The sequence below is a fragment of the Pseudomonas sp. TE3644 genome, assembly GCF_056278815.1.
The window spans coordinates 5,926,803-5,949,070 of the sequence record NZ_JBWBQF010000001.1 but is presented as its reverse complement, the minus strand read 5'-3'; the positions used below and the strand labels follow the sequence as shown (position 1 = coordinate 5,949,070).

At 65.8% G+C, this 22,268-nt stretch carries 23 protein-coding genes; 3 read left to right on the top strand and 20 right to left on the bottom strand.

What is annotated here, in order from left to right; genetic code table 11:
- The first annotated feature begins 319 nt into the window (after positions 1–319).
- Positions 320–877 carry a hypothetical protein gene (locus ACZ9GA_RS26310; RefSeq protein WP_457359654.1) on the top strand — a complete coding sequence of 186 codons (558 nt, stop codon included), beginning with the start codon at positions 320–322 and terminating at the stop codon, positions 875–877.
- Positions 878–907: 30 nt separating this feature from the next.
- On the opposite strand, the gene ACZ9GA_RS26305 is transcribed toward ACZ9GA_RS26310, so the two are convergent.
- Positions 908–2,179 (bottom strand): MFS transporter, encoded by a 1,272-nt coding sequence (locus ACZ9GA_RS26305; protein ID WP_457359656.1) that lies wholly within the window; start codon positions 2,177–2,179, stop codon positions 908–910.
- A gap of 121 nt (positions 2,180–2,300) precedes the next feature.
- On the opposite strand from ACZ9GA_RS26305, the gene ACZ9GA_RS26300 reads away from it, so the two are divergent.
- Together ACZ9GA_RS26300 and ACZ9GA_RS26295 are read left to right on the top strand one after the other, a co-directional pair.
- Complete coding sequence (locus ACZ9GA_RS26300; protein ID WP_457359658.1) at positions 2,301–3,194, top strand: LysR family transcriptional regulator; 894 nt, start codon at positions 2,301–2,303, stop codon at positions 3,192–3,194.
- Positions 3,195–3,273: 79 nt separating this feature from the next.
- Positions 3,274–4,896: a methyl-accepting chemotaxis protein gene (locus ACZ9GA_RS26295; RefSeq protein ID WP_457359660.1), complete on the top strand. Its 1,623-nt coding sequence runs from the start codon at positions 3,274–3,276 to the stop codon at positions 4,894–4,896.
- Positions 4,897–5,169: 273 nt separating this feature from the next.
- On the opposite strand, the gene ACZ9GA_RS26290 is transcribed toward ACZ9GA_RS26295, so the two are convergent.
- The 19 genes from ACZ9GA_RS26290 to ACZ9GA_RS26200 are packed head-to-tail and all read right to left on the bottom strand — an operon-like array spanning position 5,170 to position 22,259.
- The gene (locus tag ACZ9GA_RS26290) at positions 5,170–5,616 is read right to left on the bottom strand and encodes an excinuclease (protein WP_457359662.1); all 447 of its coding nucleotides are present in this window, start codon (positions 5,614–5,616) and stop codon (positions 5,170–5,172) included.
- 28 nt (positions 5,617–5,644) lie between these two features.
- Positions 5,645–6,079, bottom strand: a complete 435-nt coding sequence (locus tag ACZ9GA_RS26285; RefSeq protein ID WP_457359664.1) for a hypothetical protein — start codon at positions 6,077–6,079, stop codon at positions 5,645–5,647.
- 23 nt (positions 6,080–6,102) lie between these two features.
- Positions 6,103–7,329, bottom strand: coding sequence for a beta-ketoacyl-ACP synthase (locus ACZ9GA_RS26280; protein WP_457359666.1), 1,227 nt, complete (start codon positions 7,327–7,329; stop codon positions 6,103–6,105).
- Positions 7,329–8,057, bottom strand: a complete 729-nt coding sequence (gene fabG / locus ACZ9GA_RS26275; RefSeq protein ID WP_457359668.1) for a 3-oxoacyl-ACP reductase FabG — start codon at positions 8,055–8,057, stop codon at positions 7,329–7,331. The genes ACZ9GA_RS26280 and fabG overlap by 1 nt, the downstream gene beginning before the upstream one ends.
- On the bottom strand, positions 8,050–8,514 hold the full coding sequence (locus ACZ9GA_RS26270; RefSeq protein WP_457359670.1) for a hotdog family protein: 465 nt from the start codon (positions 8,512–8,514) through the stop codon (positions 8,050–8,052). Before ACZ9GA_RS26270 ends, fabG begins: the two co-directional genes overlap by 8 nt.
- The gene (locus ACZ9GA_RS26265; protein WP_457359672.1) at positions 8,511–9,701 is read right to left on the bottom strand and encodes a beta-ketoacyl-[acyl-carrier-protein] synthase family protein; all 1,191 of its coding nucleotides are present in this window, start codon (positions 9,699–9,701) and stop codon (positions 8,511–8,513) included. The genes ACZ9GA_RS26270 and ACZ9GA_RS26265 overlap by 4 nt, the downstream gene beginning before the upstream one ends.
- Positions 9,698–10,183 (bottom strand): hypothetical protein, encoded by a 486-nt coding sequence (locus tag ACZ9GA_RS26260; RefSeq protein WP_457359673.1) that lies wholly within the window; start codon positions 10,181–10,183, stop codon positions 9,698–9,700. The genes ACZ9GA_RS26265 and ACZ9GA_RS26260 overlap by 4 nt, the downstream gene beginning before the upstream one ends.
- Positions 10,180–10,911 (bottom strand): class I SAM-dependent methyltransferase, encoded by a 732-nt coding sequence (locus ACZ9GA_RS26255; protein ID WP_457359675.1) that lies wholly within the window; start codon positions 10,909–10,911, stop codon positions 10,180–10,182. The genes ACZ9GA_RS26260 and ACZ9GA_RS26255 overlap by 4 nt, the downstream gene beginning before the upstream one ends.
- A complete protein-coding gene (locus tag ACZ9GA_RS26250) occupies positions 10,908–12,152 on the bottom strand; it encodes an NAD(P)/FAD-dependent oxidoreductase (RefSeq protein ID WP_457359677.1) in 1,245 nt (414 codons plus the stop codon). The genes ACZ9GA_RS26255 and ACZ9GA_RS26250 overlap by 4 nt, the downstream gene beginning before the upstream one ends.
- A complete protein-coding gene (locus tag ACZ9GA_RS26245; RefSeq protein ID WP_457359679.1) occupies positions 12,139–13,299 on the bottom strand; it encodes a sodium:proton antiporter in 1,161 nt (386 codons plus the stop codon). The genes ACZ9GA_RS26250 and ACZ9GA_RS26245 overlap by 14 nt, the downstream gene beginning before the upstream one ends.
- Positions 13,296–15,560, bottom strand: a complete 2,265-nt coding sequence (locus tag ACZ9GA_RS26240; protein ID WP_457363647.1) for an MMPL family transporter — start codon at positions 15,558–15,560, stop codon at positions 13,296–13,298. Before ACZ9GA_RS26240 ends, ACZ9GA_RS26245 begins: the two co-directional genes overlap by 4 nt.
- Before the next feature lie 43 nt (positions 15,561–15,603).
- Positions 15,604–16,197, bottom strand: coding sequence for an outer membrane lipoprotein carrier protein LolA (locus ACZ9GA_RS26235; protein ID WP_457359681.1), 594 nt, complete (start codon positions 16,195–16,197; stop codon positions 15,604–15,606).
- Entirely contained in the window at positions 16,185–16,619 is a 435-nt protein-coding gene (locus ACZ9GA_RS26230; RefSeq protein ID WP_457359683.1) for an acyl-CoA thioesterase, read from the bottom strand. The genes ACZ9GA_RS26235 and ACZ9GA_RS26230 overlap by 13 nt, the downstream gene beginning before the upstream one ends.
- Complete coding sequence (locus ACZ9GA_RS26225; RefSeq protein ID WP_457359685.1) at positions 16,612–18,156, bottom strand: HAL/PAL/TAL family ammonia-lyase; 1,545 nt, start codon at positions 18,154–18,156, stop codon at positions 16,612–16,614. Before ACZ9GA_RS26225 ends, ACZ9GA_RS26230 begins: the two co-directional genes overlap by 8 nt.
- On the bottom strand, positions 18,137–19,069 hold the full coding sequence (locus tag ACZ9GA_RS26220; protein ID WP_457359687.1) for an LpxL/LpxP family acyltransferase: 933 nt from the start codon (positions 19,067–19,069) through the stop codon (positions 18,137–18,139). Before ACZ9GA_RS26220 ends, ACZ9GA_RS26225 begins: the two co-directional genes overlap by 20 nt.
- On the bottom strand, positions 19,066–19,800 hold the full coding sequence (locus ACZ9GA_RS26215) for a glycosyltransferase family 2 protein (RefSeq protein ID WP_457359688.1): 735 nt from the start codon (positions 19,798–19,800) through the stop codon (positions 19,066–19,068). The genes ACZ9GA_RS26220 and ACZ9GA_RS26215 overlap by 4 nt, the downstream gene beginning before the upstream one ends.
- Positions 19,793–21,466, bottom strand: a complete 1,674-nt coding sequence (locus ACZ9GA_RS26210; RefSeq protein WP_457359690.1) for an ApeI family dehydratase — start codon at positions 21,464–21,466, stop codon at positions 19,793–19,795. Before ACZ9GA_RS26210 ends, ACZ9GA_RS26215 begins: the two co-directional genes overlap by 8 nt.
- Positions 21,463–22,008, bottom strand: a complete 546-nt coding sequence (locus ACZ9GA_RS26205) for a COG4648 family protein (protein WP_457359692.1) — start codon at positions 22,006–22,008, stop codon at positions 21,463–21,465. The genes ACZ9GA_RS26210 and ACZ9GA_RS26205 overlap by 4 nt, the downstream gene beginning before the upstream one ends.
- On the bottom strand, positions 22,005–22,259 hold the full coding sequence (locus tag ACZ9GA_RS26200; RefSeq protein ID WP_457359694.1) for an acyl carrier protein: 255 nt from the start codon (positions 22,257–22,259) through the stop codon (positions 22,005–22,007). The genes ACZ9GA_RS26205 and ACZ9GA_RS26200 overlap by 4 nt, the downstream gene beginning before the upstream one ends.
- Positions 22,260–22,268: the final 9 nt, after the last annotated feature.

The following is a 22,268-nucleotide window of genomic DNA, read 5'->3' as shown; positions in this document are numbered from 1 at the left end:
CCGTTTCTTCAGCCCGGGAGTGGAGGTGCTAGGGCAGTAATGCAAGGCTACTGAGTCCCGTCAGGATAGTCAAACTCTCAAATAATTTGAAACAGCTTCACTCTAGCTTTAGGCATAGCGTGCGTATGATTATTGTAATTATCAATATTGAAGCGCTTAGGAGTTTTGGTAGCCAATGGCATGGCAAATATTAGAAGCAAGGCTATCAACGCCGAGGATGTCTCGGTATTTGAACTGTCATGATGGTGAGGTTGGCCATGCTGTTGAGGCGTATACTCATAACATGAGGGTGGCTGAATCTTTAGTGTGTATATTTCACGTGCTGGAAGTTGCTGTTCGGAACGGTATTCAGAAAGAAATGATCTTTGAGTATAAGCGCTCGGATTGGTACGAAGAGTGGGCAGATCTCGATATGCCGGCTTTTCAGGCGTTATACCGAAAAATCGGTGAGGCAAAACGGGATTTGGGACGTCGTCGTCGGAATTTTGGCCACGATGATATCGTCGCAGAATTGAGTTTCGGATTTTGGACTACGTTGTTCAATCGTTCATCAATCACGCATATTTCCAAACCTCTGATGAGGGTGTTTCATTATTGTCCGAGTCACCGTCGTCGCCCTGATGTTATTAGATCTCGCTTAAATGCGGCTAGAACCTTTCGTAATCGTTGCTTCCATCACGAGCCGTTGCTGTGGAATCCACTACACGCTCTGCATGAGGATATTTTGGAATTAATTGGGTGGATTGACCCAGCATTGAGAAGGTGGACGGAGCAGCACGACCGATTCCCGTTGGTGGTAGGTGATTGGATGGCGTGGCGCGAAAAAAGATCTCAAGCAATGGGCGAGCGCCCCTCGGTTGCTCAGTCCAGACCTTGAAAATGGCAAAGCAAGGGGGGGCAGTACCGTTCAAGTCACCTTGCCCAACGGCGCCAACCTGGCCAACCGCGCCGCCACCATCAACGCCACCACCAACAACCCGCCAATAAACACCCCAACCCCGTTCCACCCCGCATAGTTCCAAGCCACCCCGCCCAAGGTCCCCGCCACACTGGACCCCACGTAATAACTGAACAAATACAACGAAGAAGCCTGCCCCTTGGCCTTGGTCGCCCGCCGCCCGATCCAGCTGCTGGCCACCGAGTGGGCGCCGAAGAAGCCGAAGGTGAACATCAACATGCCGACGATGATCACCGGCAACGGGCTGAGCAGGGTGGCCAGCAGGCCGGCGAACATCAGGGTGATGCTCATCCAGAACACTTTGCGGCGGCCGTGCTGGTCCGCCAGGGCGCCGACCTTGGCCGAGCTGTAGATGCCCGCCAGGTACACCACCGACAGCAGGCCCACCAGCGCCTGGCTCATGTGGTATGGGGCGTCCAGCAGGCGGTAGCCGATGTAGTTGAACAGGGTGACGAAGGCGCCCATCAGCAGGAAGGCTTCCAGGAACAGCCACGGCAGGCCGGCGTCCTTGAAGTGCATGGTGAAGCCTTCCAGCAGGCCGCGCGGGTTCATTGTGCGCGGGCGGAAGTTGCGTGACTCAGGCAGGATTTTCACGAACACCGTGGCCGCGATCAGCGCCAGGCCGCCGATGACCAGCATTGCCGTGTGCCAGCTGACGAAGTCGATCAGTACGCCGCTGATCAGCCGCCCGCTCATGCCGCCGATGGCGTTGCCGCCGATGTACAGGCCCATGGCCAGGCCGATGTGCTGGGGGTGGATCTCTTCGCTCAGGTAGGTCATGGCCACGGCGGCCAGGCCGCTGAGGGACAGACCGGTGAGTGCGCGCATCACCAGCACGCCTTGCCAGGTGGGCATCATGGCGCTGGCCAGGGTGCACAGGGCGGCGGCGAACAGGGCGAAGACCATCACCGGCTTGCGGCCGATGGCGTCGCTGATGGGGCCGGTGATCAACAAGCCGATGGCCAGCATGCCGGTGGACACTGACAGGATCAGGCTGCTTTGCGCGGCGTTGATGGCGAATTCCTTGGACAGGATCGGCATCATCGGTTGCACGCAGTACAGCAGGGCAAAGGTGGCGAAGCCGCCGGAGAACAGCGCCAGCACGGTGCGCATGAACAGCGGCGTGCCTTTCTCGATGTAGGCCTCACTCAGGTGCGCGGCAACGTCGGCAAGGGAGGTGGGGGGTACTTCTTGGTGCTGGGGTGCAGCGGCAGTTTTCACGCGGGGCCTCGAAGGGGCAGCAGAAAGGGGTCAGTGAAAAAAGCATATAGCCGGCTAATTATTCTTTCCAATATATTGTTCGACCCATTTGATAGCTTTTACGACCTAATCGAGGGCCTCCATGGAACTGCGACACCTGCGTTACTTCATCGCCGTGGCCGAGGAGCTGCACTTTGGCCGCGCCGCAGAGCTGCTGGGCATCTCGCAGCCGCCGCTGAGCCAGCAGATCCAGGCGCTGGAGCAGGAACTGGGCGCGCGGTTGTTCGAGCGTACCAATCGTCGGGTGGCGTTGAGCGAAGCGGGGCGGCTGTTTCTGGAGGAGGCGCGGCTGGTGCTGGCGCAAGTGGACAAGGCCGCCGACGTGGCCCGCCGCGCGCAGTTGGGCGAGTTGGGTGAGATGAAGATTGGCTTCACCTCGTCGGCGCCGTTCAACTCCGGGATTCCCAAGGCCATCTATGCCTTCCGCCAGGCGTTCCCGGCGGTGCACCTGAACCTTGAGGAGATGAGCAGCAAGGGCGTGGCCGACGCGCTGGTGGATGAAACCATCGAAGTCGGGCTGATCCGCCCGCTGCCCCTACCTGACTCGCTCACCTGGACAGAGCTGTTCAGCGAGCCGCTGGTGGCGGTGCTCAATGCCGATCACCCCCTGGCCCAGGGCAGCGAGGACGGTTTGTACATGGCGGCCCTGGCACAAGAGCCATTCGTATTCTTCCCGCGCAGCTACGGCAGCGGCCTGTACGCGCAGCTGATCAGCCTGGCGGCCCAGGCCGGGTTCAGCCCGCATGTTGCCCAGGAAGCGGGCGAGGCCATGACCATCATCGGCCTGGTGTCGGCCGGCCTGGGTGTCTCGGTGCTGCCGGCTTCCTACCAGTCGATGCGTATCGACGGAGTCGTCTACCGCAAGCTTCTCGACCCGGAAGCCATCACCTCGGTGTGGCTGGTACAGCGCAAGGCCAGCACCTCGGCCATGGCCCAGGCGTTTGTGGACATGGTGACGCGTCAGTCAACTACTTGAAAAATGGTCGAAACGGTACGTTCAAGTTGTCGCACCCCAGGCCGATGAATACAGGGCGAGTTATCCCCCTGGAGTCCCTATGAACGTCCGTCAGTTGCGCATCTCGACCCGTGCTTTCCTCAGCTTTGGCCTGATCAGCCTGCTCATGCTGGGCTTTGGCTTCTTCTCCATGAACCAGATCACGCACATGCGCGAGGCGGTGATTCATACCGAAGAGGTTTCCCATGCCGGTACGCGCTGGCTGGGCAGCATCCGCGACAACTCGCTGGGCATTCGCGTGCTGACGTTCCGCCTGATGCTCAACCGTGACCCGGCGCAACTGCGCCCGGCGCTGGACCGCATGACCTTCCTGCGCGGTGAGCTGGACAAGGCCATCCAGGGTTATACCCCGATCGTGCCCGAGGCGGCGCGTTCGGCGTTCAGCCAGATGCAAAGCGTGGTCAGCCGTTACCAGGAGCAACTGTCGCGCTACCAGGCGCTGTCCGACCAGGGTGATACCCAGGCCATGGTCGCGCTGCTCAACGGCCCGATCCAGGACCTGTCCGACCAAACCGGCAACCTGTTCAACGAGCTGGTGAAAATCAACCTGCAGGAATCGGCGCTGTACACCGCCGCCGCCAAGGGCAGCTATGACACCGCTATCCAGACCACCATCGCGGTGCTGGTGATTGTGTTCCTGCTGACCGTTGCGCTGGCCTGGATGCTGACCCGCAGCATCGTCAAGCCGCTGGAAGAAGCCGTGAGCGCCGCTGGCCGTATTGCCAAGGGTGACCTCACTGGCCGCATCAACGTGGAAGGCCAGGATGAAGCCGCCGAGCTCTTGAATTCGCTGGTCAACATGCAGAAGAGCCTGATCGACACCCTGCGCCTGATCGGCGATTCGTCGCACCAATTGGCGGCAGCGTCGGAAGAAATGACTGCCATCACCAACCAGACCTCCGGCGACCTGAACAACCAGAACGCCGAAATCCAGCAGGCCGCCACCGCAGTCAACGAGATGACCGCAGCGGTCGAGGAAGTGGCGCGCAACGCCGTGTCTACGGCCGATGCGTCCAGCGATTCGACCAAGGCTGCGCAGTTGGGGCGTCAGCGCGTCGACACCACCATCATCGCCATCCAGCGCATGGGTGAGCGTGTCGAGGATGCCTCCGATCAGGTCAAGGAGCTGGCTGCCCACTCCCAGGACATCGGCAAGATCCTCGACGTGATTCGTGGCGTGGCTGAGCAGACCAACTTGCTGGCGCTTAACGCTGCCATCGAGGCGGCTCGCGCCGGTGAAGCGGGCCGTGGCTTTGCCGTGGTAGCCGACGAAGTCCGTGCCCTGGCCGGCCGCACCCAGACCTCCACCCAGGAAATCGAGCAAATGGTCGCCGCCATCCAGCAAGGTACCGCCAAAGTGGTGGAGACCATGCAGGCCAACAACGATCAGGCGCTATCTACCCTGGATGCCGCCAAGACCGCCGGCACCGCGCTGGACGAAATCAGCGCGGCGATTTCCTTGATCCACGAACGCAACATGGTCATCGCCAGCGCCTCGGAAGAACAGGCCCAGGTAGCCCGTGAGATCGACCGCAACCTGGTCAACATCCGCGACCTGTCGATCCAGACCTCCGAAGGCGCCGGGCAGATCGATGAGGCCAGCCAGTCGCTGTCGGGCTTGTCCCATGACCTGAAGAATATGGTTGGCCGGTTCCAGCTCTGACCGTCCCCTGCAGCAACAGTCTTGAAACCGCGTCGCCTGCATCGCGACTAAAGTCGGCTCCTACGCTATCTGGGGTAGAAGCCGGCCTTGGCCGCGATGCAGGCGACACGGTCTTCAGGGTCACAGCGCCGATGCCATCGCGAGCAAGCTTTGCTCCCACAGCGTACGCCGCAACTCTGTAGCAGCTGCCGAAGGCTGCGTCACAGGCGGCGCGGTGGATCAGCCAGCGCGCGGCGTCGTGACGCGACCTGGCGGCAGCGGCTACAGTCGGTGCTACTGCACCTTGCTCAAATCACCTTTCAACGCTACACCGCCAATGAACGCACCAGCGTGGCATTCGTAGTTGGTGGCGTCGGCGTGGGCGTTGGATTTGTAGTAGCTGACGATGTTGGTCACGGCGTTGGCGCCGACCTTCTTCGCCGCTGCATCCAGGGTCAGGATGGCCGACTGCAAGGCCCATTCGCAGGCTTCGACGTCAGACTTGTTGAAGGCGTTGGTCTTCTTGTTGGTGACGGCGTTGGGGCTGACCACGGTGATTTTGCCGCGTGGTGTGTTGCCGGCCAGGTAGAACTTCACGCTACCGTCGATCTTGCCTTCGCTGGTCATTTGCGCGACCACCTTCTGAAACGGCAGGTAGAGCTGGGTATCGCGTGCCTGGCTGATGCCCGGCAGGGCACACAGGGCGAGGGTGGCCGCAGCGGCCCACTGTTTGATCTGCATCGTGTCTCTCCTTTTACGTGGTCAGAAATCAGTTGGCCTGCAACTCGGCGGCGTCGCGCTCGGCTTGCGCGTCGTTCTGCTCGCCCTTGAGTTTGCGCAGGATGCTGCGGTCCAGCAGGATCACCCAGCGGTTGTAGTTGCGGTTGATCTTGCCATTCTTGTAGTCCAGGTCCTGGCTGTCGCGGTAGGCAATGCGGTAATGGTTGGCGTCGTAGGTGATGTCGACCTTGGCGGTGTACTTGTTGCGCACCACCACCTGGGCCCTGATCACGTCGTTGCCAATGCTCTCCACCGTCCATTTGCGCGCATCCAGGGTGCTGAGGATCGCCTGCTTGATCTGCGCCTTGCTGGTGCTGATGGTGGCCGACACGGTGCGGTCGGGGGTGATGATTTTGCGGCTGGTGCAGGCGGTCACGCTGGACAGCATCAGGACAACCAACAGCAGGCGTAGCATGGAAGACATTCCATTTTCTCCAGGTTTGAAAGTCAGGACCAGCGGCGGAAGATCAGCGAAGTGTTGACGCCGCCGAAGGCAAAGTTGTTGTTCATCACGTATTCGTTGCGCATGTGCCGGAACTCGCCACGCAGGTAGTCCAGCTCACCGCACAGCGGGTCGATGGCGTCCAGGTTGAGGGTGGGCACGTACTGGTCGCGGTTCATCATTTCGATGCTGAACCAGGACTCCAGCGCGCCACAGGCGCCCAGGGTGTGGCCCAGGTAGCTCTTCTGCGAACTGATGGGCATGCGCGCGCCGAACAGGCTGCTGGTGGCCTGGGTCTCGGCGATGTCGCCCTGCTCGGTGGCGGTGCCGTGGCCGTTGACGTACCCGATGGCGTCCGGTGCCAGGTTGGCATCTTCCAGGGCAAGCTCCATGGCGCGGCGCATGGTGGCCTGCTCGGGGCGGGTGGTGTGCTGGCCGTCGGCGTTGCTGCCGAAGCCGACGATCTCGGCGTGGATGTGCGCGCCACGGGCCAGGGCGTGTTCCAGTTCCTCAAGCACCAGCATGCCGGCGCCCTCACCGATCACCAGGCCATCGCGGCCGCTGTCGTAGGGTCGCGGGCTGGTGTGCGGGGCGTCGTTCTTCAGGCTGGTGGCGTACAGGGCATCGAACACCATGGCCTCGGTAGGGCACAGCTCTTCGGCGCCGCCGGCCAGCATCAGTGGCAGGCGCCCGAACTTGATGGCCTCGTAGGCGTAGCCAATGCCTTGGCTGCCGCTGGTGCAGGCGCTGGAGGTGGGGATAAGCCGCCCGGTCAGGCCAAAGAAGATGCTGATGTTGGCCGCCGTGGTGTGCGGCATCATGCGCACGTAGGAGTTGGCGTTCAGCCCCTCGGCCACCGAGTTGAGCAGCATGTTGCCGAAGGCCTTGATCTCGTCGGTGCTGCCGGTGGACGAGCCACAGGCCACGCCCATGCGCCCGTCGCGGATGATCGGGTCGTCCAGCAGGGCGGCATCACGCAGGGCCTGCTCGGCGGCGCCCACCGCCAGCCGTGACACGCGGCCCATGCTGCGCAATTGCTTGCGCGTCCAGTGCGCGGGCACCTGGAAGTCATCGATAGGGCCTGCCAGGCGGGTGTTCAGTTCTTCGAAACGGTCCCATTCATCCATGCGCCGGATGCCGCTGCGCTGCTCGGCAAAGCGGCTGGCGATGGACGCCCAGTCGCTGCCCAGCGAGGTGATGCCGGCCATGCCGGTGACGACGACGCGCTTCATCAGCACAGCCCCCCGTTCACCGCCAACACCTGGCGGGTGATGTAGCCGGCTTCGGCCGACATCAGGAAGTTGACGGCGGCGGCCACTTCTTCAGGGGTGCCCAGGCGCTGGGCGGGGATCATCTTCATCAGCTCTTCCACCGGCACGTTCTCGTCCAGCATGGCGGTGTCGATCAGGCCAGGGGCCACGCAGTTGACGGTGATGCGGCGTTTGCCCAGCTCGATGGCCAGGGCCTTGGCGGCGCCGATCACGCCGGCTTTGGAGGCGCTGTAGTTGACCTGGCCGCGGTTGCCGATCAGCCCCGACACCGAGGTGATGCAGACGATGCGCCCCGGCGCGCGACGGCGGATCATGGGCATCATCACCGGGTGCAGCACGTTGTAGAAACCGTCCAGGTTGGTGCGCATCACCAGGTCCCAGTCTTCCTCGCTCAGGGCCGGGAAGGCGCCGTCACGGGTCAGGCCGGCGTTGCACACCACACCGTAGTAGGCACCGTGGGTTTCGACGTCGTCGAGCAGCACCTGGGCGCAGGTGGCGCGGTCGGCCACATCGAACTGCAGCACGCGGGCCTGGCGGCCCAACGCCTGCACTTCGGCCTGCACCGCTTCGGCTTCGGCGCGGCCGCTGCGGCAGTGCAGCACCAGGTCGAAACCGGCCTGGGCCAGGCGCAGGGCGATGGCGCGGCCGATGCCGCGGCTGGAGCCGGTGACCAGAATGGATTCAGACATGCGAGGACTCCTGTGCCGCGCCCAGGTACTGTGCAGCCTGGGGCGGGCGATAAACGTTGAGACGGGCGCTGGCCTGGATGCCGGGGCCGCGCAGGTGGCATTCGAACACGCCCATGCCGCTTTCATCTTCCAGCGAGCGCAGGGCGTGGATCTGCAGGGGGCTGCCGACGGGGAAGTGCTCCACGTTGCATTCGAACTTGCGCGTGCCCAGCAGGAAGCCCAGCTCCACCGGTTGCTGGTTCTGGCGCGCGCGGCAGCCGGCGTAGGCCGCCACGGTCTGGGCCATCAGCTCGACGCCGACCCAGGCCGGCAGGCTGCCGTCTTCGCGGTTGAAGGGGCCGCCGGCGCGCACGGTGACGTGGACGTGGATGTTGTCTTCGTCGAACGATTCGACGTGGTCGATCAGGATCATGTCCCCGGCATGGGGCAGCAGCTCGGCGACGGGCCAGGCAATCATGGGGCGTCTCCAATTATCAGGCTGACGTTGTTGCCCCCGAAGGCAAACGAATTGCTCATCAGGCGACGTGGGCCAGCGGTGGCCAGGCGCTGGCCGGGCAGCACCCAGGCCAGGGCGGGCAGTGACTCATCAGGCTCGCCGTCCCACAGGTGGGGCGGCAGGGCGTTTTCGTTCAGGCTCAGGCAGCAGAACGCCGCTTCCAGCGCGCCAGCCGCACCCAGGGTGTGGCCGCTCAAAGGCTTGGTGGACGAGCAGGGCACGCCCGCCGGAAACACCTGGGCCACTGCGTGGCTTTCCATGGCGTCGTTGTGCGGGGTGGCAGTGCCGTGCAGGTTCAGGTAATCCACTTGGCTGGCGGCGATGCCCGCCTGGCGCAGGGCTTTGTCCATCGCCTGCATGGCGCCGCGGCCCGAAGGCTCCGGGGCGGAAATATGGTGCGCATCGCAGCTGGCACCGGCGCCCAGCAGTGCCAGGGGGCGGGGCTGGTCGCCGAGGTTTTCGCGGCTCATCAGGAACAGCACGGCGGCCTCGCCGATGTTGATACCCCGGCGGTTACCCGAGAATGGGTTGCAGCGCTGGTCCGACACCGCTTCCAGCGCACTGAAGCCGTTGAGAGTGAGCGCACACAGGCTGTCCACGCCGCCACAGATCACCGCATCGCACAGGCCCAGGTCCAGCAGGCGCCGGGCACTCATCAACGCCCGGGCGCTGGAGGTGCACGCGGTGGAGATGACGTAGGCCGGCCCTGACAGTTCCAGCCACTCGACCAGGAAGTCCGCCGGGGCGTTGAGCTCCTGCTGACCGTAGTGGTAGCCGGCCGGGAACTGGCCGTCGCGCAGGTAGGCGGCAATGTCCTGGCTGGCTTCGTCGATGCCTGAAGTGCTGGTGCCCAGCACCACCGCGATCCGGTGGGCGCCGTAGCGCTGGGTGGCGGCCCTCAGAGGGGCTTCGATCTGCAAGGCGGCGTCCAGTAGCAGCTGGTTGTTGCGGCTGTGGTGGCTGGCCAGGTGGGCGGGCAAGGCGGGCAGTTCGTCTGGCACGGCGCCCACGGGCAGTTCGCGCTCGGCCACCCAGCCGGCTTCGGCGCGCATGCCCGGGCTTTCGCCGGCCAGCAGGGCGCGGGCAACCTGGGCCTGGCCGCGGCCCAGGGCGCAGGTCAGGCCCAGGGCATTGAAGTAGGCGGTCATGGTGAGGCCTCTACGGGCAGTGGCGTGATTTCATAGCGCAGGCCCTGGTCCAGGGTCAGCGTCAGGTCGGTGCTGGCGCGGTAGCGCACGGCCCAGCGGCTGCCCAGTTGGCGCAGGTGATCACCCTGGGTGGCGGTGGGGTACAGCTGGGGCAGTTCCTGTGCGTCGGTGAACGCGAACAGCAAGGCGGCGAACAATTCACGTGCCGCCGGATTGGGCGGCAGCAGGCCATCGGCTTGCCACTCGCCGTCCAGCAGTTTCTGCCGGGCGACCGGGATGCCCAGCGGATCGATCATCGACCAGCGCAGGCCGTTGTCCTGTTGCTGGATCACCAGCAGCCAGTCCTGGCGCTGCTGGCCTTGCAGGCGCTGCACGTGCAATTGCAGCGGTAGCGCCAATTGCGGCAGTCGCGCCGGCAGCGGCGCACGGCTGGCGCAGGCGCTTAGCAATAAGGCAAAGCCCAGCCACAGCAGGCGTTTCATGGTTGAGCACCCAGCGGCTTGCGCGCCACCACATTGACCAGCGTTTCCTCGCGCTGGCCGAACGGCTTGGGCTTGCGCAGGCGCAGGCGTTCCAGCAGGCCGAAATCCTTGGCCCGGCTCCACCACAGGTACGGGTAGGAAACGTTGCGCGCGTCGAACTCGAAGCCCTGCTGGCGGATCATGTCCAGGTAACCGGCGGCGCTCTTCTGCACGTGCATGGGGTGGCGGAACAGCCAGCGGATCACCCAGGTGTCGATGTACGCCTCGGTGGATTCGGCGAACAGCAGGTAGCCGCCGGGCTTGAGCACGCGGTAGAACTCGGCCAGGGCCTGCTCCTGCTCCACCAGGTGGTGGAAGGTCTGATGGCAGAACAGCAGGTCGACGCTGGCGTCGGCATACGGCAGGCTGGCGCAGTCCGCGCCCTGTACCTGGGCATTGACGCCCAGGCGTGCAGCCTCGCGGCGGCTGAGGTCGACGCTGTGCGGGTCGGCGTCGCTGCCCAGCATTTGCCCCGGGGCGAACACCTTAAGCAGGTACTGGAAGGACTTGCCCTGGCCGCAGCCGGCGTCCAGCAGCACTGGGGCGCTGGGCAGCGGCTCGCTGAACAGGCTGCGCAGGTCATTGACGGCCACGCGCAGCACATGGTGCTGCCAGGTGTGGCTGCGCAGGAACCAGAAACCGAAGCGGGTTTCCTCCACGTAGGTGTTGCTCAGGTACGGGCCGTTCATGCTGGCACCCGCGCGCACACTTCAGCCAGCATGCGCAGGCGTCGCTTGGGCTCGGCCACGAAAGGGTTGCGCTCATCCCAGGCGTAGCCGGCCAGGATCGAGCTGATCATGCGGCGGATCTCGGCCGAACTGCCGGGGTGGTAGATCACGTCCTGGAAGCTGCCGTCGTACCAGCCTTCCACGTAGGCGCGGAAGGTGTCGACGCCGCGCTTGAGCGGTTCGGCGAACTGGCTGTGCCAATCCACGGTTTCGCCCTTGAGTTGGCGGTCCAGCAGGCCGGCGGCCATGCTCGCCGAGCGCATGGCGATGGTCACGCCCGAGGAGAACACCGGGTCGAGGAATTCCGCCGCATTGCCCAGCAAGGCGAAGCCGGGGCCGTGCAGGGTGGTGACGTTGGCCGAATAGCCACCGATGGTGCGCGCCGGGGTGTCCCACTCGGCGTTCTGCAGCACGCGGGCCAGGCTTGGGGTTTGCGCCACGAAGCCCTTGAGGCAGGCGTCCAGGTCATCCTGGCCGTGGAAGCGCTCGGCGGCTGCGACCACGCCCAGCGAGCAGCGGCCGTTGCTGAACGGGATGGTCCAGAACCACACATCGCGGTGTTCGGGGTGGGTGGTGACCAGGATCTTCTCGCGGTCAAACGATTGGCAGTCGATACGGTCTTCGATGTGGGTGAACACCGCCTTGCGCACCGGGAAGTTGGACGGTGCTTCCAGGGCCAGCAGGCGCGGCAGCACGCGGCCGTAGCCGCTGGCATCGAGCACGAAGGTGGCGCTGACGCTGTATTGGCTGCCGTCCAGGCGGCGGCTGCGCAGCTGCGGACGCGGCCCGCTGAAGTCGGCACTGACGATTTCTTCTTCGTAGCGAATCTCGACGCCTTGCAACTCGGCCTGATCAGCCAGCAACTTGTCGAAGTCGGCGCGCTGCACCTGGAAGGTGCTGGGCTTGCCCTGGCTGAAGGTGTCGCCGAAATCGAAGGCGCTGTATTCATCGCCCCAAGCGAAGGCCGCGCCGTTCTTGCGCTGGTAGCCTGCGGCCTCGACCGCCTCCAGCATGCCGGCTTCTTCGATGAAGTCGATGCAGTGCGACAGCAGGCTTTCGCCGATGGAGAAACGCGGGAAGCGCTGGCGTTCGATGATCAGCACATCATGGCCACGGCGCTTGAGCAGGGCGGCGGCGATCGCACCGGATGGCCCCGCGCCAATCACCACTACCTGGCGTTGTTCCATTTCAGTGTTCGGCATGACGCCTCCTTGCAGGTTGAGCGGTATTCAAAGGGATCCTCGGCAGGCCGGCCAGCGCGGGTAACAGCGTGGCGAACAGGCCCATCAGCATCAGCGCGAAATACAGCGCGGGGCTGAGCAGGTGTTGTTGCAGCAGCAGGTTGAGAAAGACGATCTCACTCAAGCCGCGAATATTCAGCAGCAGGCTTTCGCGCCAGCGGCTGGCGCCGGCGAACGAGGGCGTGGCCCAGCACAGGCCCAGCCAGTTGCCCAGCACCTTGCTGGCGACGGGCGCGGCCAGCAGCGCCGCCATTGGCAGCCAGCCCAGGCCTTGCAGCGCGGCGTGCACATCGATCTGGACGATGCCGAAGGTCATGATCAGCGGTATCGCCAGGCCGTTCTGCACGGCTTTCATCCAGACCGGGTTTAGCGGCAGGCGCAGCTCCAGCTTGAGGCGCTTGAGCCACATCAGGTAGACGATGCCGAAGATCAGCGCATTGAAGCGCCAGTGCTCGGCCGCCACCAGCAGCGCCAAAAACAGCGCGCCGTGCAGCAGGGGCTGGCGCAGGCGCAGAAGGTGCAGCAGCAGCGGTGTGCAACCCACCACCAGCGGCAAGGCCAGGCTGGCCAGGTGCAGGCTGCCCTGGCCCAGGCCGAACAGGGTCCAGCAGGTCAGGTCGATGAGGATGGCGGCCTGCATCAGCCGGCCCAGCGCCGCCGGCGGGTAATTGATGTGGCGCAGGTACAGGTACAGCACCGGGATGGCCGTGATGGCGAACACCAGCCCCAGGGCCAGGGTGCTCAGCCACGACTGGGCCGGCAACAGCCACACCCCGCACGCCAGCCCGGCGATGAAGGGCACCAGGAAGCTGGGCAGGGCGATCTTCAGGCTCTGGCGATCGGGGCGCACCTGCATCACGTCACTGAGGATATGCCCCAGCAGCAGCGCAAAGCTCAGGCTGTACAAGCCCTTCAGCCACTCCGGTGCCACCAGCGCGGCGCCGTCCAGGTGCCAGTGCGGGGTTATCCACAGGCCCATCAGCAGCGGCAGGCCGAAGGTGGCCAGCAGCAACTGGCTGACCACCGGGATGATGCCCAGCAGGTTGCCCAGGCGGGTGGCCAGGGCAAACAGGACGAAGGCCAGCAGCCAGAAACAGGCCACCATCATGGCTGCACCTTCGCGGTGTGCTCGCCGGCCCAGGGCGCCAGCAGGAAGCTGAAGGCCAGGCCCAGGCTGACTGACAGGCCGAAGTTGCTCACCGCCGGCGTGCTCGACACGGCCAGCAGGCCGAACGACAGCCAGGTGGTGGCCGCCGCCAGCAGGGTACCCAGCAGGCTCACGGCCGCGCCGCCGATGCGTTCACGCATTAGGATGGCGTAGTCGACGCTGATGGCCGTCACCAGCAGCAGGCCGAACAGGCTGAACAGCGTCAGCGGCTGCCCCAGCCAGCCCAGGCTGGCCAGGCTGCACAGCGCTGCCAGCAGCGGCAGGGCGACGATGCGCAGGGCGCCGCGCAGGCCGAACGGCAGAATTAGCAGCAACACGATCAGCACGCACGACAACAGCTTCAACTCCGCGGCGCTGACCTGGGTGGCGGCGAATACCTGATTCAGGGCGCCCAGGCGGTCCACCAGGCGTACGCCCGGCAACGCCTGCGCCACCGACTGCAGCAGGCCACTGTTGGCCAGCCCCTGCAGGCTGACCATGGCGGCCACACCGTGTTCGTCGGCGCCCAGCCACAGCGCGCGCCACGGCTCACTGAGCGGGCCTTGCAGCGCCTGGTCGATGGTTTGCGGCGCCAGCGCCTGCAACCCGGCCAGTTCAGTACGCAGCGCCGTTTCGGGAATGCCCAGCGCCACCAGCGGTTGCCAATGGTCGGGCAGGCGGGCCAGGGCATCGCGCAACTGCGTCTGCTCGGCGTCGCTGCTCAGCAGTTGCGACAGCCCCAGGTAGCCCTGCAGGCGGCCTTGCTTGACCAGGTCGTCCAGGCGCTGGTCCAGCGCCCGCTCGCGTTGCAGCAACTGCTGAGGATCATCGGCCTGGATCAGGAAGAATTGGCTGGTGGGCTGGTAGCCGGTAATACGGGCCACGGCCTGGGCCTGTTCCAGCAGTTGCGGCGGTGCGCCCACCCACTGGCGGATGTCGTTCTTGACCGTCAGGTGCCACAGGCCGCCCGCGCAGAACGCCAGCACAATGGCCAGCAAGCACGGGCTGGCGACCTTGGCCAGCAGCGCCTGGCGCACGTCGATCAAGCGTTGGGCCAGGGTCAGCGGCCACTGCGCCGGCCGCAGGTCGATGCCCTTGAGCAGGGCCGGCAGCAGGCACACGGCCGTCAGGTAGGCGCCCACCAGGCCGGCGGCGGAGAACACGGCAATTTGCGTCAACGCCGGGAAGGGCGTGGCGGCCAGCGCCAGGTAGCCGATGCAACTGGTGGCCAGGCTCAGGCTCAGGCCCGGCAGGGTCAGGCGCAGCGCCGGCCAACTGTGCCAAGGCCGCAGGCTCCAGCCCTTGGACAGGTAATGCAGCGGGTAGTCCACTGCCACGCCGATCAGGCTCGAGCCCAATACCAGGGTCATCACGTGCATGTGGCCGAACACTGCGATGCAGCCGGTGGCGCCGAACAGCATGCCCACCAGCACCGGGGTGAACGCCAGCAACACCCGCCAGCGGCGGAAGGCCAACAGCAGCAACAACAGGATGCCCAGCGTGGCACCACCACCGACCCAGGCGATTTCCCGGCTGGCCTCGCGCTGGCCGTTGGCGGCGTACAGCAGGCCACTGGCGGCCAGCAGCTGGCCATGGGCCTGGGCCGCTTGCTGGCGGGCCTGGCTCAGCAGATCATCGACCTTGAGCGGCAGCTTCATGTCGAAGGCGTCGCCCAGGGTGCGGGCGCGCAGCAGTACCCACTGCTGGCCGTCGGCGGCGGCCAGCAGCGCGCCACTGCCGATGTCCAGTTGCACGGCGCCATGGCTGGGCTGGCTGGCCTGGATACGGGCGGTCAGGCCCAGCCAGTCGTCCTGGCTGGCCACCAGGCTGAAGCCTGCGAACGGGTCGAACAGGCTGCGTACCCGTTGCTGGATGAAGGCATCCGGGTCATTGATCAGCAGTGCACGGTCGGCGCTGCCCAGCATGGCCAGGCGGCCACGCAACAGTTGCGCGCGCAACGCCGGCAGATCGGCCTGCAGGTTCCACTGCACTTTCTCGAACAGCCCGCTGGCCTGCCATTGGCTGGCCAGTGACTGCGCCAGTGCGATGGCCTGCTGCTTGTCCGCGTGGCCCACCAGCACCAGCAGCTCGCGGTTCAGCGGCTCCTGCATGCGCTGTTCGGCGCGCTGCTCCAGGGCATCGGGTTTGCCGCCGGGTACCAGCTCCATCAGGTTGGCCGACAGCGGCGAGGCGCCGTGCCATTGCCAGGCGGCCAGCGCCATGACGGCCACCAGCAACAGCAGGAACAGCCGCGGCAGTTGCCGTTCATTGAGCAAAGTCGTGGTGCTCCGCGTCGGTCAGGGCGGCGCCGCTGGTGCTGTCGGGCATGCGCAACACGGTGCTGTCGCCCTGGGTTTCACTCAGTTCGATGCGTTCCACGTATTGGCCGCCGCTGATGCGGATCTGCGTGAAGATCTGCTTGAGCAGCAGCGAGCGCGGCACCAGGCGCAGTTGCCAGTGGCGGCTGTCGCCTTCCAGTTGCAGTTCGAAATCGCGTTCCAGGGCGCTGGTATCGCCTTGCAGCACGGCGAAGAACAGCCGGTTCTGCTCGCTGCCGGCATTGCGCTCGGGCAGCATCTGCCAGCCCGACGGGTCGCGGCGGGCGATGCCCTGGGCGGTAATCCGGTAGTCCTGTTGCAGCGGCGTCTTCAGCAGCCACAGCAGGCCGGCGTCCCGAGCCAGCACGAAGGTGCCCTGGCTGGTCAACGGCAAGGGCAGGGCGCGCAGGTGTTTTTCCTGGATGAACGGGCCGCGCACCACGGCCGGCCGGGCCATTTGCGTGCTCAGTTCATGCAGGTCGAAAGCCTGGGCCTGGCAGGCCAGCAGCATCACCGCTAGCGCGCAGATCAGTCGGCGCATGGCAGGCACCTCTGCACGGCTTCGACGAACACTGCCGGCGAGGCCAGTTGCATCTCGCGGCTGACCACATCGACCGCCACCTGCACGGTGCTGGCACGGGTCAGGCGTTCACCGGTCACGGCGTCGCTGATCAGGTAGTTGATCTTCAGGCGGTTTTCCCATTCCACCAGGCTGGCCCGCACGCGCAGGCGCTGGCCGAAGGTGGCGCCGCGCACGTAGCGCAGCTGCAGGTCGATCACCGGCCAGGCATAGCCGGATTCCAGCATGTGCGTGTAGTTGTGGCCGATGTGGTCCAGCAGCGCGCAGCGGGCCACTTCCAGGTATTTGACGTAATGGCCGTGCCAGACGACGTGCATGGTGTCGATGTCGAAAAAAGGCACCAGCACTTCGGTATCGGCGTGAATGGCGCCCTGACTACGCATGCAGCCTCCAGTATTGTTCGGCGATGCGGGTCAGGCACAGGCGCAGTTCGCCTTCCAGGGCACGGTCCTCGATGACCGGGGGGAAGTCCTGGGCCAATTGCCGGTGCATGTCTGCCAGGGGCGCCGGCAGTGGCCGGGCGTCGGCGTCGCGGCTGCGCAGCCACACGCCCTGCTGGGCGGCCAGCAGGGTGGCGGCGGCCACTTGCTCGGTCAGTTCCAGCACGCGCAGGGCGTCGCGGGCGGCGATGGTGCCCATGCTGACCTTGTCCTGGTTGTGGCATTCGGTGGAGCGCGAGAACACGCTGGCCGGCATGGTGTTTTTCAGGGCTTCGGCAGTCCAGGCGCTGGCGCCGATCTGCACGGCCTTGAAGCCATGATTGAGCATGGCGCGTTCGGCGCTGGCGCCCGACAGGTTGCTGGGCAGGCCATGGTTGTAGCGGGTGTCCACCAGCAGCGCCAGTTGGCGGTCCAGCAGGTCGGCGACGTTGGCCACCAGGTTCTTCAGGCTGTCCATGGCAAAGGCAATGTGGCCGCCGTAGAAGTGGCCGCCGTGCAGTACCCGTTCAGCCTCGGCATCGATGATGGGGTTGTCGTTGGCGCTGTTGAGCTCGGTTTCGATGAAACTGCGCAGCCAGCCCAGGCTGTCGGCCAACACACCCAGCACATGGGGGGCGCAGCGCAGCGAGTAACGGTCTTGCAGGCGGTGCAGCGGTGCGGTGGGGGCGTCGATGGCCAGGTCCTGGCGCAGCCACGCGGCTACCTGAACCTGGCCGGGGTGCGGCTTGGCGGCAAACAGGCGCTCGTCGAAATGCTCGGGGTTGCCTTGCAGCGCCACCACGTTCAAAGCGGTGATACGCGTGGCCAGTTGCAGCAGGTACTGGGCGCGCGAATACGCCAGGCACGCCAGGCCGGTCATCACTGCCGTGCCGTTCATCAAGGCCAGGGCTTCCTTGGGGCGCAGCACCAGGGGCTGCCAGCCCAGCTCGCGATGCACGTCCAGCGCCTGGCGACGTTCGCCTTGCCACAGCACTTCGCGCTCGCCGCACAGGGTGGCGGCCACGTAGGACAGCGGTGTCAGGTCGCCGCTGGCGCCCACCGAGCCCTCTTCCGGGATCAGCGGCAGCACGTCGTGGGCCAGGAACGCGTGCAGGCGTTCCAGCAGTTCGATGCGCACCCCGGACACGCCGTGGCACAGCGACTGCAAGCGCGCCGCCAGCACGGCGCGGGTGGCGCGCGGGTCAAGCAGCTTGCCCAGGCCACAGCCGTGGAAGGTGTACAGGTGGCGCGGCAGGGCCTCGACATGTTGCAGCGGCACCGCCACCACGCAGGAGTCGCCGTAGCCGGTGGTCACGCCGTAGATCACGCCTTCCTTGTCCAGCAGCGAGTCCAGGAAGCGCGCGCCCTTGGCGATGCGCTCGCGGTACGCGGCATCGTCCTGCAGGCGGCTGGCGACCTGGCGGTTGGCCACGGCCAGCAGGGCTTCGATACTCAGGGGGTGTTCGCCAAAGGTTACCGGCTCAAGCACGGGAGTCGTCATCGGTCTTCCAGAATGGGTAGAAATTGAACCATTGCCCGGGGGCCTGCAGGCAGTAGTGGCCCAGGCGCTCGGCGTAGCGGGCGGCCCAGTGGGCAATCACCTGGTCGCGGTCACTGCGGCGCCAGTGGATGGCCTCGGCGAACGGCTCCAGGATGACCCGGTAGCGACCGTTGCTCTTGAGGCAGAACAGCAGGTTGAGCGGGCATTTGAGCAAGCCGGCCAGCAGCCACGGGCCTTGCGGGAAGGCTGCCGGGTGGCCGAGGAAGTCCACGCGCACGTGGCGGCCGCCGTGCAGCGGCACGCGGTCGCCGGCAATCGCCAGCCACTCGCCCTGGTCCAGGCGCTGGCTGAGTTGCAGCATCACCGCCGGGTCCAGCTCGCTGACCTGGATCAGCCGCAGGTTGGTGGCGCCCGCTTCGCCCAGCAGGCGGTTGAAGCGTTCGGCGTGGCGGGTGTGCACCAGCACGTTCATGGTCACCTGTTCGCCCAGCTCGGCCAGCGCCCGGCACACCTCAAGGTTGCCCAGGTGCGCGCCCACCAGCATCTGCCCGCGCGGCGCGCGCAATTGCTGACGCAGGTTGGCGGTGTCGACGATCTCGATCTGCTGGATATTGAGCTTGCCGTTCCACACGTCGAGCTTGTCCAGCAGCGCTTCGGCGAAGGCCATGAACTGGCGGAACACCCGCCAGTGAGTGGGCTTTAGCTGCGCGCGGCCCGACCAGTCGGCCAGGCGCTGCTGGTACTGCCAGGCGGCGCGCCGGGCCGTGCGGCCGAACAGGAAAAAGTACAACACGATGCCGTACAGGATAGGGCTGAGCAGGCGGCGGCCCAGCACGCGCACGCCGCAAGCGGTCAGCTTCATCAGCCAGAAGCTGCCACGCTCCTGATGATCGGCCCAGTGCTGGTCGCTCATGCCCGCCACCGCCGCCACAGGATCAGCGGCAGGCGCAGCAGCATGCCGAAGAACAGTTTGGCGTGCATCTTGGAGATCAGGGCGTTGTCGTGGAACAGGCGGAAATGCGACAGCCCGTCCTGGGGGTAATGCACTTTGGTGGGCAGCCACTGCATGGCCTGGTTCTGCCAGGCCATGCGTACCAGGATTTCAGGGTCGAAGTCCATGCGCCGGCCCAGGCTGACCCGGTCGATCAGGGCCAGGGTGACGGGCAGCGGGTACACGCGAAAGCCGCACATCGAGTCGGGAATGCGCAGCGACAGGCTGTTGATCCACACCCACACGTGGGTCAGGTAGCGGGCGTACAGGCGCCCCTTGGGCACGCTGGCGTCGTATTGCGGGTAGCCGCACACCAGCGCGTGCGGGTACTGGCGTGATTGCTCGAGGAAGCGGGCGATGTCCTGCAGGTCGTGCTGGCCGTCGGCATCTACCTGCAGGGCGTGGCTGAAGCCCAACCGAGCGGCTTCGCGCAGGCCGGCCATGACCGCACCGCCCTTGCCCTGGTTGACGGGCAGTTGCACCAGCCAGACATCGGCCCTGGCGGCCAGCTGCTGCAGTACCTGGGCGCAGGCCACGCTGCTGGCATCGTCCACCAGCACGCAGGGCAGGCCCGCTGCCAGCAGTTCGTCGACCACCGCTGGCACCGCCAGCTCGTGGTTGTACACCGGAATAACGGCGCAAGGTTTATGCATGGGCGGGCTCCAGCAGGATACGGCCGCTGGAGCAGGGGTTGCCGCCCTGGCGATAGCTGAAATGCAGCTTGCCGCGCTCGGCGTCGAAGCGCAGGGTCAGGTCCAGCCGGTCGCCGGGGCGCACCAGTTGCTGGAACTTCAGCACTTCCATGCCGGCAAAGCGCGGTGGCAACGTCAGGCATTCCTGGCCCAGGGCCAGCGCCCAGTCCACCTGCACCACCCCCGGCAATACCGGGGCCACCGGGAAATGGCCGCTGAAGTACGCCAGGTCCACCGGCACACCCAGTTGCAGTTGCCACTCGCCGTCGACGTGCTGGCGGGCCAGCACCTGGGCCGCTTTCGGGCGTGGTGCCAGCAGCAGGCTGTCGACCAGGGCCTGGGGCAGTTTGCCCTGGCTGTTGAACGGCAGCTCGCTGACCAGGCGCCAGCGGCGCGGCAGCGCCAGGGCTTCGCAATGGGCGCTCAAGTGCCGGCGCAGTGTTTGCGTCAGCGCGCGCCGGCCATTGCTGTGCAAGGCTTGCAGCCCCTCGGCGCTGAGCGCCAGCAGGGCGCCCAGGCTGGCGCGCGCCTGGCGGATCACGCCCAGGCGCACGTCCTGCACCCAGGGATGCTCAAGCAAGGCCTGCTCCAGCATCGGCAGCGACACGCGCTTTTCCTCCAGCTTGACGATGCGGTCCAGACGGCCCAGCAGGGTGAAGCGGCCATCGGCGGCAAATTCGGCAGCGTCAGCGGTGTGCTCCACATGGCCAGGCGGCAGGTAAGGCGACTCGATGCACAACGCGCCCTCTGCATCCTGGGTCAGGCGGATGTCGGCGAAGGCCTGCCACAGCGCGTCCTGCTGGCGCCAGGCGATGCCGCCGGTTTCCGAACTGCCGAGGATTTCGGTGGGGCGCTGGCCGATGCGCTGCTGCAGCAATGCCGCGGCGTCCTCGGGCAGTGCGCCACCTGAGGAAAACACCCGCTCCACCGCGCTCATGGCCGGCCAGTCGAGGTTGTCGCCCATGCGCTTGAGCAGGGCCGGGCTGGTGACCCAGGCGAACTGACGGTGCTCGCGGCTGTGGCGTTGCACGTCTTCGGCGAATGGCAGTTGCTGGCGTACGAACGGGCGTCCGGCACACAGGGGCCACAGCACGCGGAACAGCAGCCCGTAGATATGCTGGGTGGCCACGCTGCCGATGATGCAGGCATCGCCCAGGTCTGCCGACCACAACGCGTCAAGCGCCTGCACCTCGTTGGCCAGCTGGCGCAGCGATTTGTCGATGCCCTTTGGCGCGCCGCTGGAGCCGGATGTGCACAGCTTGAGTTGCAGCACGTCCAGGTCCAGCGCAGCCGGGGCCAGCGCCGTGGCGGACAGGCTGGCCAGGTCCGGCCCGTCATCGGTCAGCCACAGGTCGACTTCGGCATCCCAGCGCTGGCGCGTCTGCGGTTGCAGGTCGGCGGGCAGCAGCACGCTGGCGCCGGCGCGCCAGGCGCCCAGCAGCGCAACGGCCAGTTCGCCTGCGTCTTCCAGGTACAGCGCCACGCGCTTGGCGCCCCGGGCTTGCAGCCCGGCGGCCAGGGACAAGGCCCGCTGGCGCAGTTGGTGGCAGTCCATGGCCGGCGCGAAGGTGACTTCGCGGTTTGGCCCATGCTCGAGCAGCAGGTGCTCAAGGGGTATCCAGGTCATGCGCGGCCTCTTACGCGTTGTCTAATCAACCATTCGGCGCCGAACAGCAACCCCATCAGCCCGTAGGCGATGAGGCCGTTGTACAGCGTCCACCAGCTCAGCGGCGCCCACAGGGTCAGGGCGGCGGCCACCAGGCCGTTGGCCAGGAAAAACAGGCTCCACGCCTGGGTAACCTTGCGGGTGTAGGCAATGGCGATGTCCGGCAGTACCGGCTCGCTCAACCGTGCCAGCCGCTCGGCCACGGGCATGCCGTAGCGCAGGCTGAGGCTGAACACGGCCAGCATCAGGCTGCTGATCAGCACCGGGTACCAGCGCAGCAGGTGCGGGTTGTCGAACAGCGCCAGCAACAGGCAGAAGCCGATGGCCAGCGCCGCCATCCACACGTTGCCGGGCCGCCGCTCGCCGGTCAGGGCGCGGCCCAGCCACAGGCAGCCCAGCAACAGGCCGAACTGCCAGGGGGCGAAGTGCTCCATGCCGAAATACACCGCAAAGGGGTACAGCAGGCCGGCCACGATCAGGCCCAGGCCAATCAGCTGTTTCATGCGGCGGTGTTGACCAGGCGGAACACCGCCTCGACCACGTCGTCGACGGTACGAACCGCCTTGAACTCATCGGCGGCGATTTTCTTGCCGGTCTTGCGCTTGATGTGGTCGATCAGGTCGACGGCGTCGATGCTGTCGATTTCCAGGTCCTGGTACAGGTTGGCCTGAAGGGTGACGCGCTCGGGCTCAAGCTCGAACAGTTCGACCAGGGCGTCGCGCAGGGTGTTGAAAATGTCTTCACGGGTTTGCATGGTGCTGCC

Bases quoted from the DNA above. Each gene is read 5' to 3' on its own strand.
- ACZ9GA_RS26260 (WP_457359673.1), bottom strand. From the start codon at position 10,183: ATGAAACGCCTGCTGTGGCTGGGCTTTGCCTTATTGCTAAGCGCCTGC.
- ACZ9GA_RS26290 (WP_457359662.1), bottom strand. From the start codon at position 5,616: ATGCAGATCAAACAGTGGGCCGCTGCGGCCACCCTCGCCCTGTGTGCC.
- ACZ9GA_RS26250 (WP_457359677.1), bottom strand. From the start codon at position 12,152: ATGCCGAACACTGAAATGGAACAACGCCAGGTAGTGGTGATTGGCGCG.
- ACZ9GA_RS26215 (WP_457359688.1), bottom strand. From the start codon at position 19,800: ATGCATAAACCTTGCGCCGTTATTCCGGTGTACAACCACGAGCTGGCG.
- ACZ9GA_RS26205 (WP_457359692.1), bottom strand. From the start codon at position 22,008: ATGAAACAGCTGATTGGCCTGGGCCTGATCGTGGCCGGCCTGCTGTAC.
- ACZ9GA_RS26225 (WP_457359685.1), bottom strand. From the start codon at position 18,156: ATGACGACTCCCGTGCTTGAGCCGGTAACCTTTGGCGAACACCCCCTG.
- ACZ9GA_RS26285 (WP_457359664.1), bottom strand. From the start codon at position 6,079: ATGTCTTCCATGCTACGCCTGCTGTTGGTTGTCCTGATGCTGTCCAGC.
- ACZ9GA_RS26295 (WP_457359660.1), top strand. From the start codon at position 3,274: ATGAACGTCCGTCAGTTGCGCATCTCGACCCGTGCTTTCCTCAGCTTT.
- ACZ9GA_RS26220 (WP_457359687.1), bottom strand. From the start codon at position 19,069: ATGAGCGACCAGCACTGGGCCGATCATCAGGAGCGTGGCAGCTTCTGG.
- ACZ9GA_RS26245 (WP_457359679.1), bottom strand. From the start codon at position 13,299: ATGATGGTGGCCTGTTTCTGGCTGCTGGCCTTCGTCCTGTTTGCCCTG.
- ACZ9GA_RS26255 (WP_457359675.1), bottom strand. From the start codon at position 10,911: ATGAACGGCCCGTACCTGAGCAACACCTACGTGGAGGAAACCCGCTTC.
- ACZ9GA_RS26280 (WP_457359666.1), bottom strand. From the start codon at position 7,329: ATGAAGCGCGTCGTCGTCACCGGCATGGCCGGCATCACCTCGCTGGGC.
- ACZ9GA_RS26200 (WP_457359694.1), bottom strand. From the start codon at position 22,259: ATGCAAACCCGTGAAGACATTTTCAACACCCTGCGCGACGCCCTGGTC.
- ACZ9GA_RS26300 (WP_457359658.1), top strand. From the start codon at position 2,301: ATGGAACTGCGACACCTGCGTTACTTCATCGCCGTGGCCGAGGAGCTG.
- ACZ9GA_RS26235 (WP_457359681.1), bottom strand. From the start codon at position 16,197: ATGCGCCGACTGATCTGCGCGCTAGCGGTGATGCTGCTGGCCTGCCAG.
- fabG (WP_457359668.1), bottom strand. From the start codon at position 8,057: ATGTCTGAATCCATTCTGGTCACCGGCTCCAGCCGCGGCATCGGCCGC.
- ACZ9GA_RS26270 (WP_457359670.1), bottom strand. From the start codon at position 8,514: ATGATTGCCTGGCCCGTCGCCGAGCTGCTGCCCCATGCCGGGGACATG.
- ACZ9GA_RS26210 (WP_457359690.1), bottom strand. From the start codon at position 21,466: ATGACCTGGATACCCCTTGAGCACCTGCTGCTCGAGCATGGGCCAAAC.
- ACZ9GA_RS26265 (WP_457359672.1), bottom strand. From the start codon at position 9,701: ATGACCGCCTACTTCAATGCCCTGGGCCTGACCTGCGCCCTGGGCCGC.
- ACZ9GA_RS26230 (WP_457359683.1), bottom strand. From the start codon at position 16,619: ATGCGTAGTCAGGGCGCCATTCACGCCGATACCGAAGTGCTGGTGCCT.
- ACZ9GA_RS26240 (WP_457363647.1), bottom strand. From the start codon at position 15,560: ATGGCGCTGGCCGCCTGGCAATGGCACGGCGCCTCGCCGCTGTCGGCC.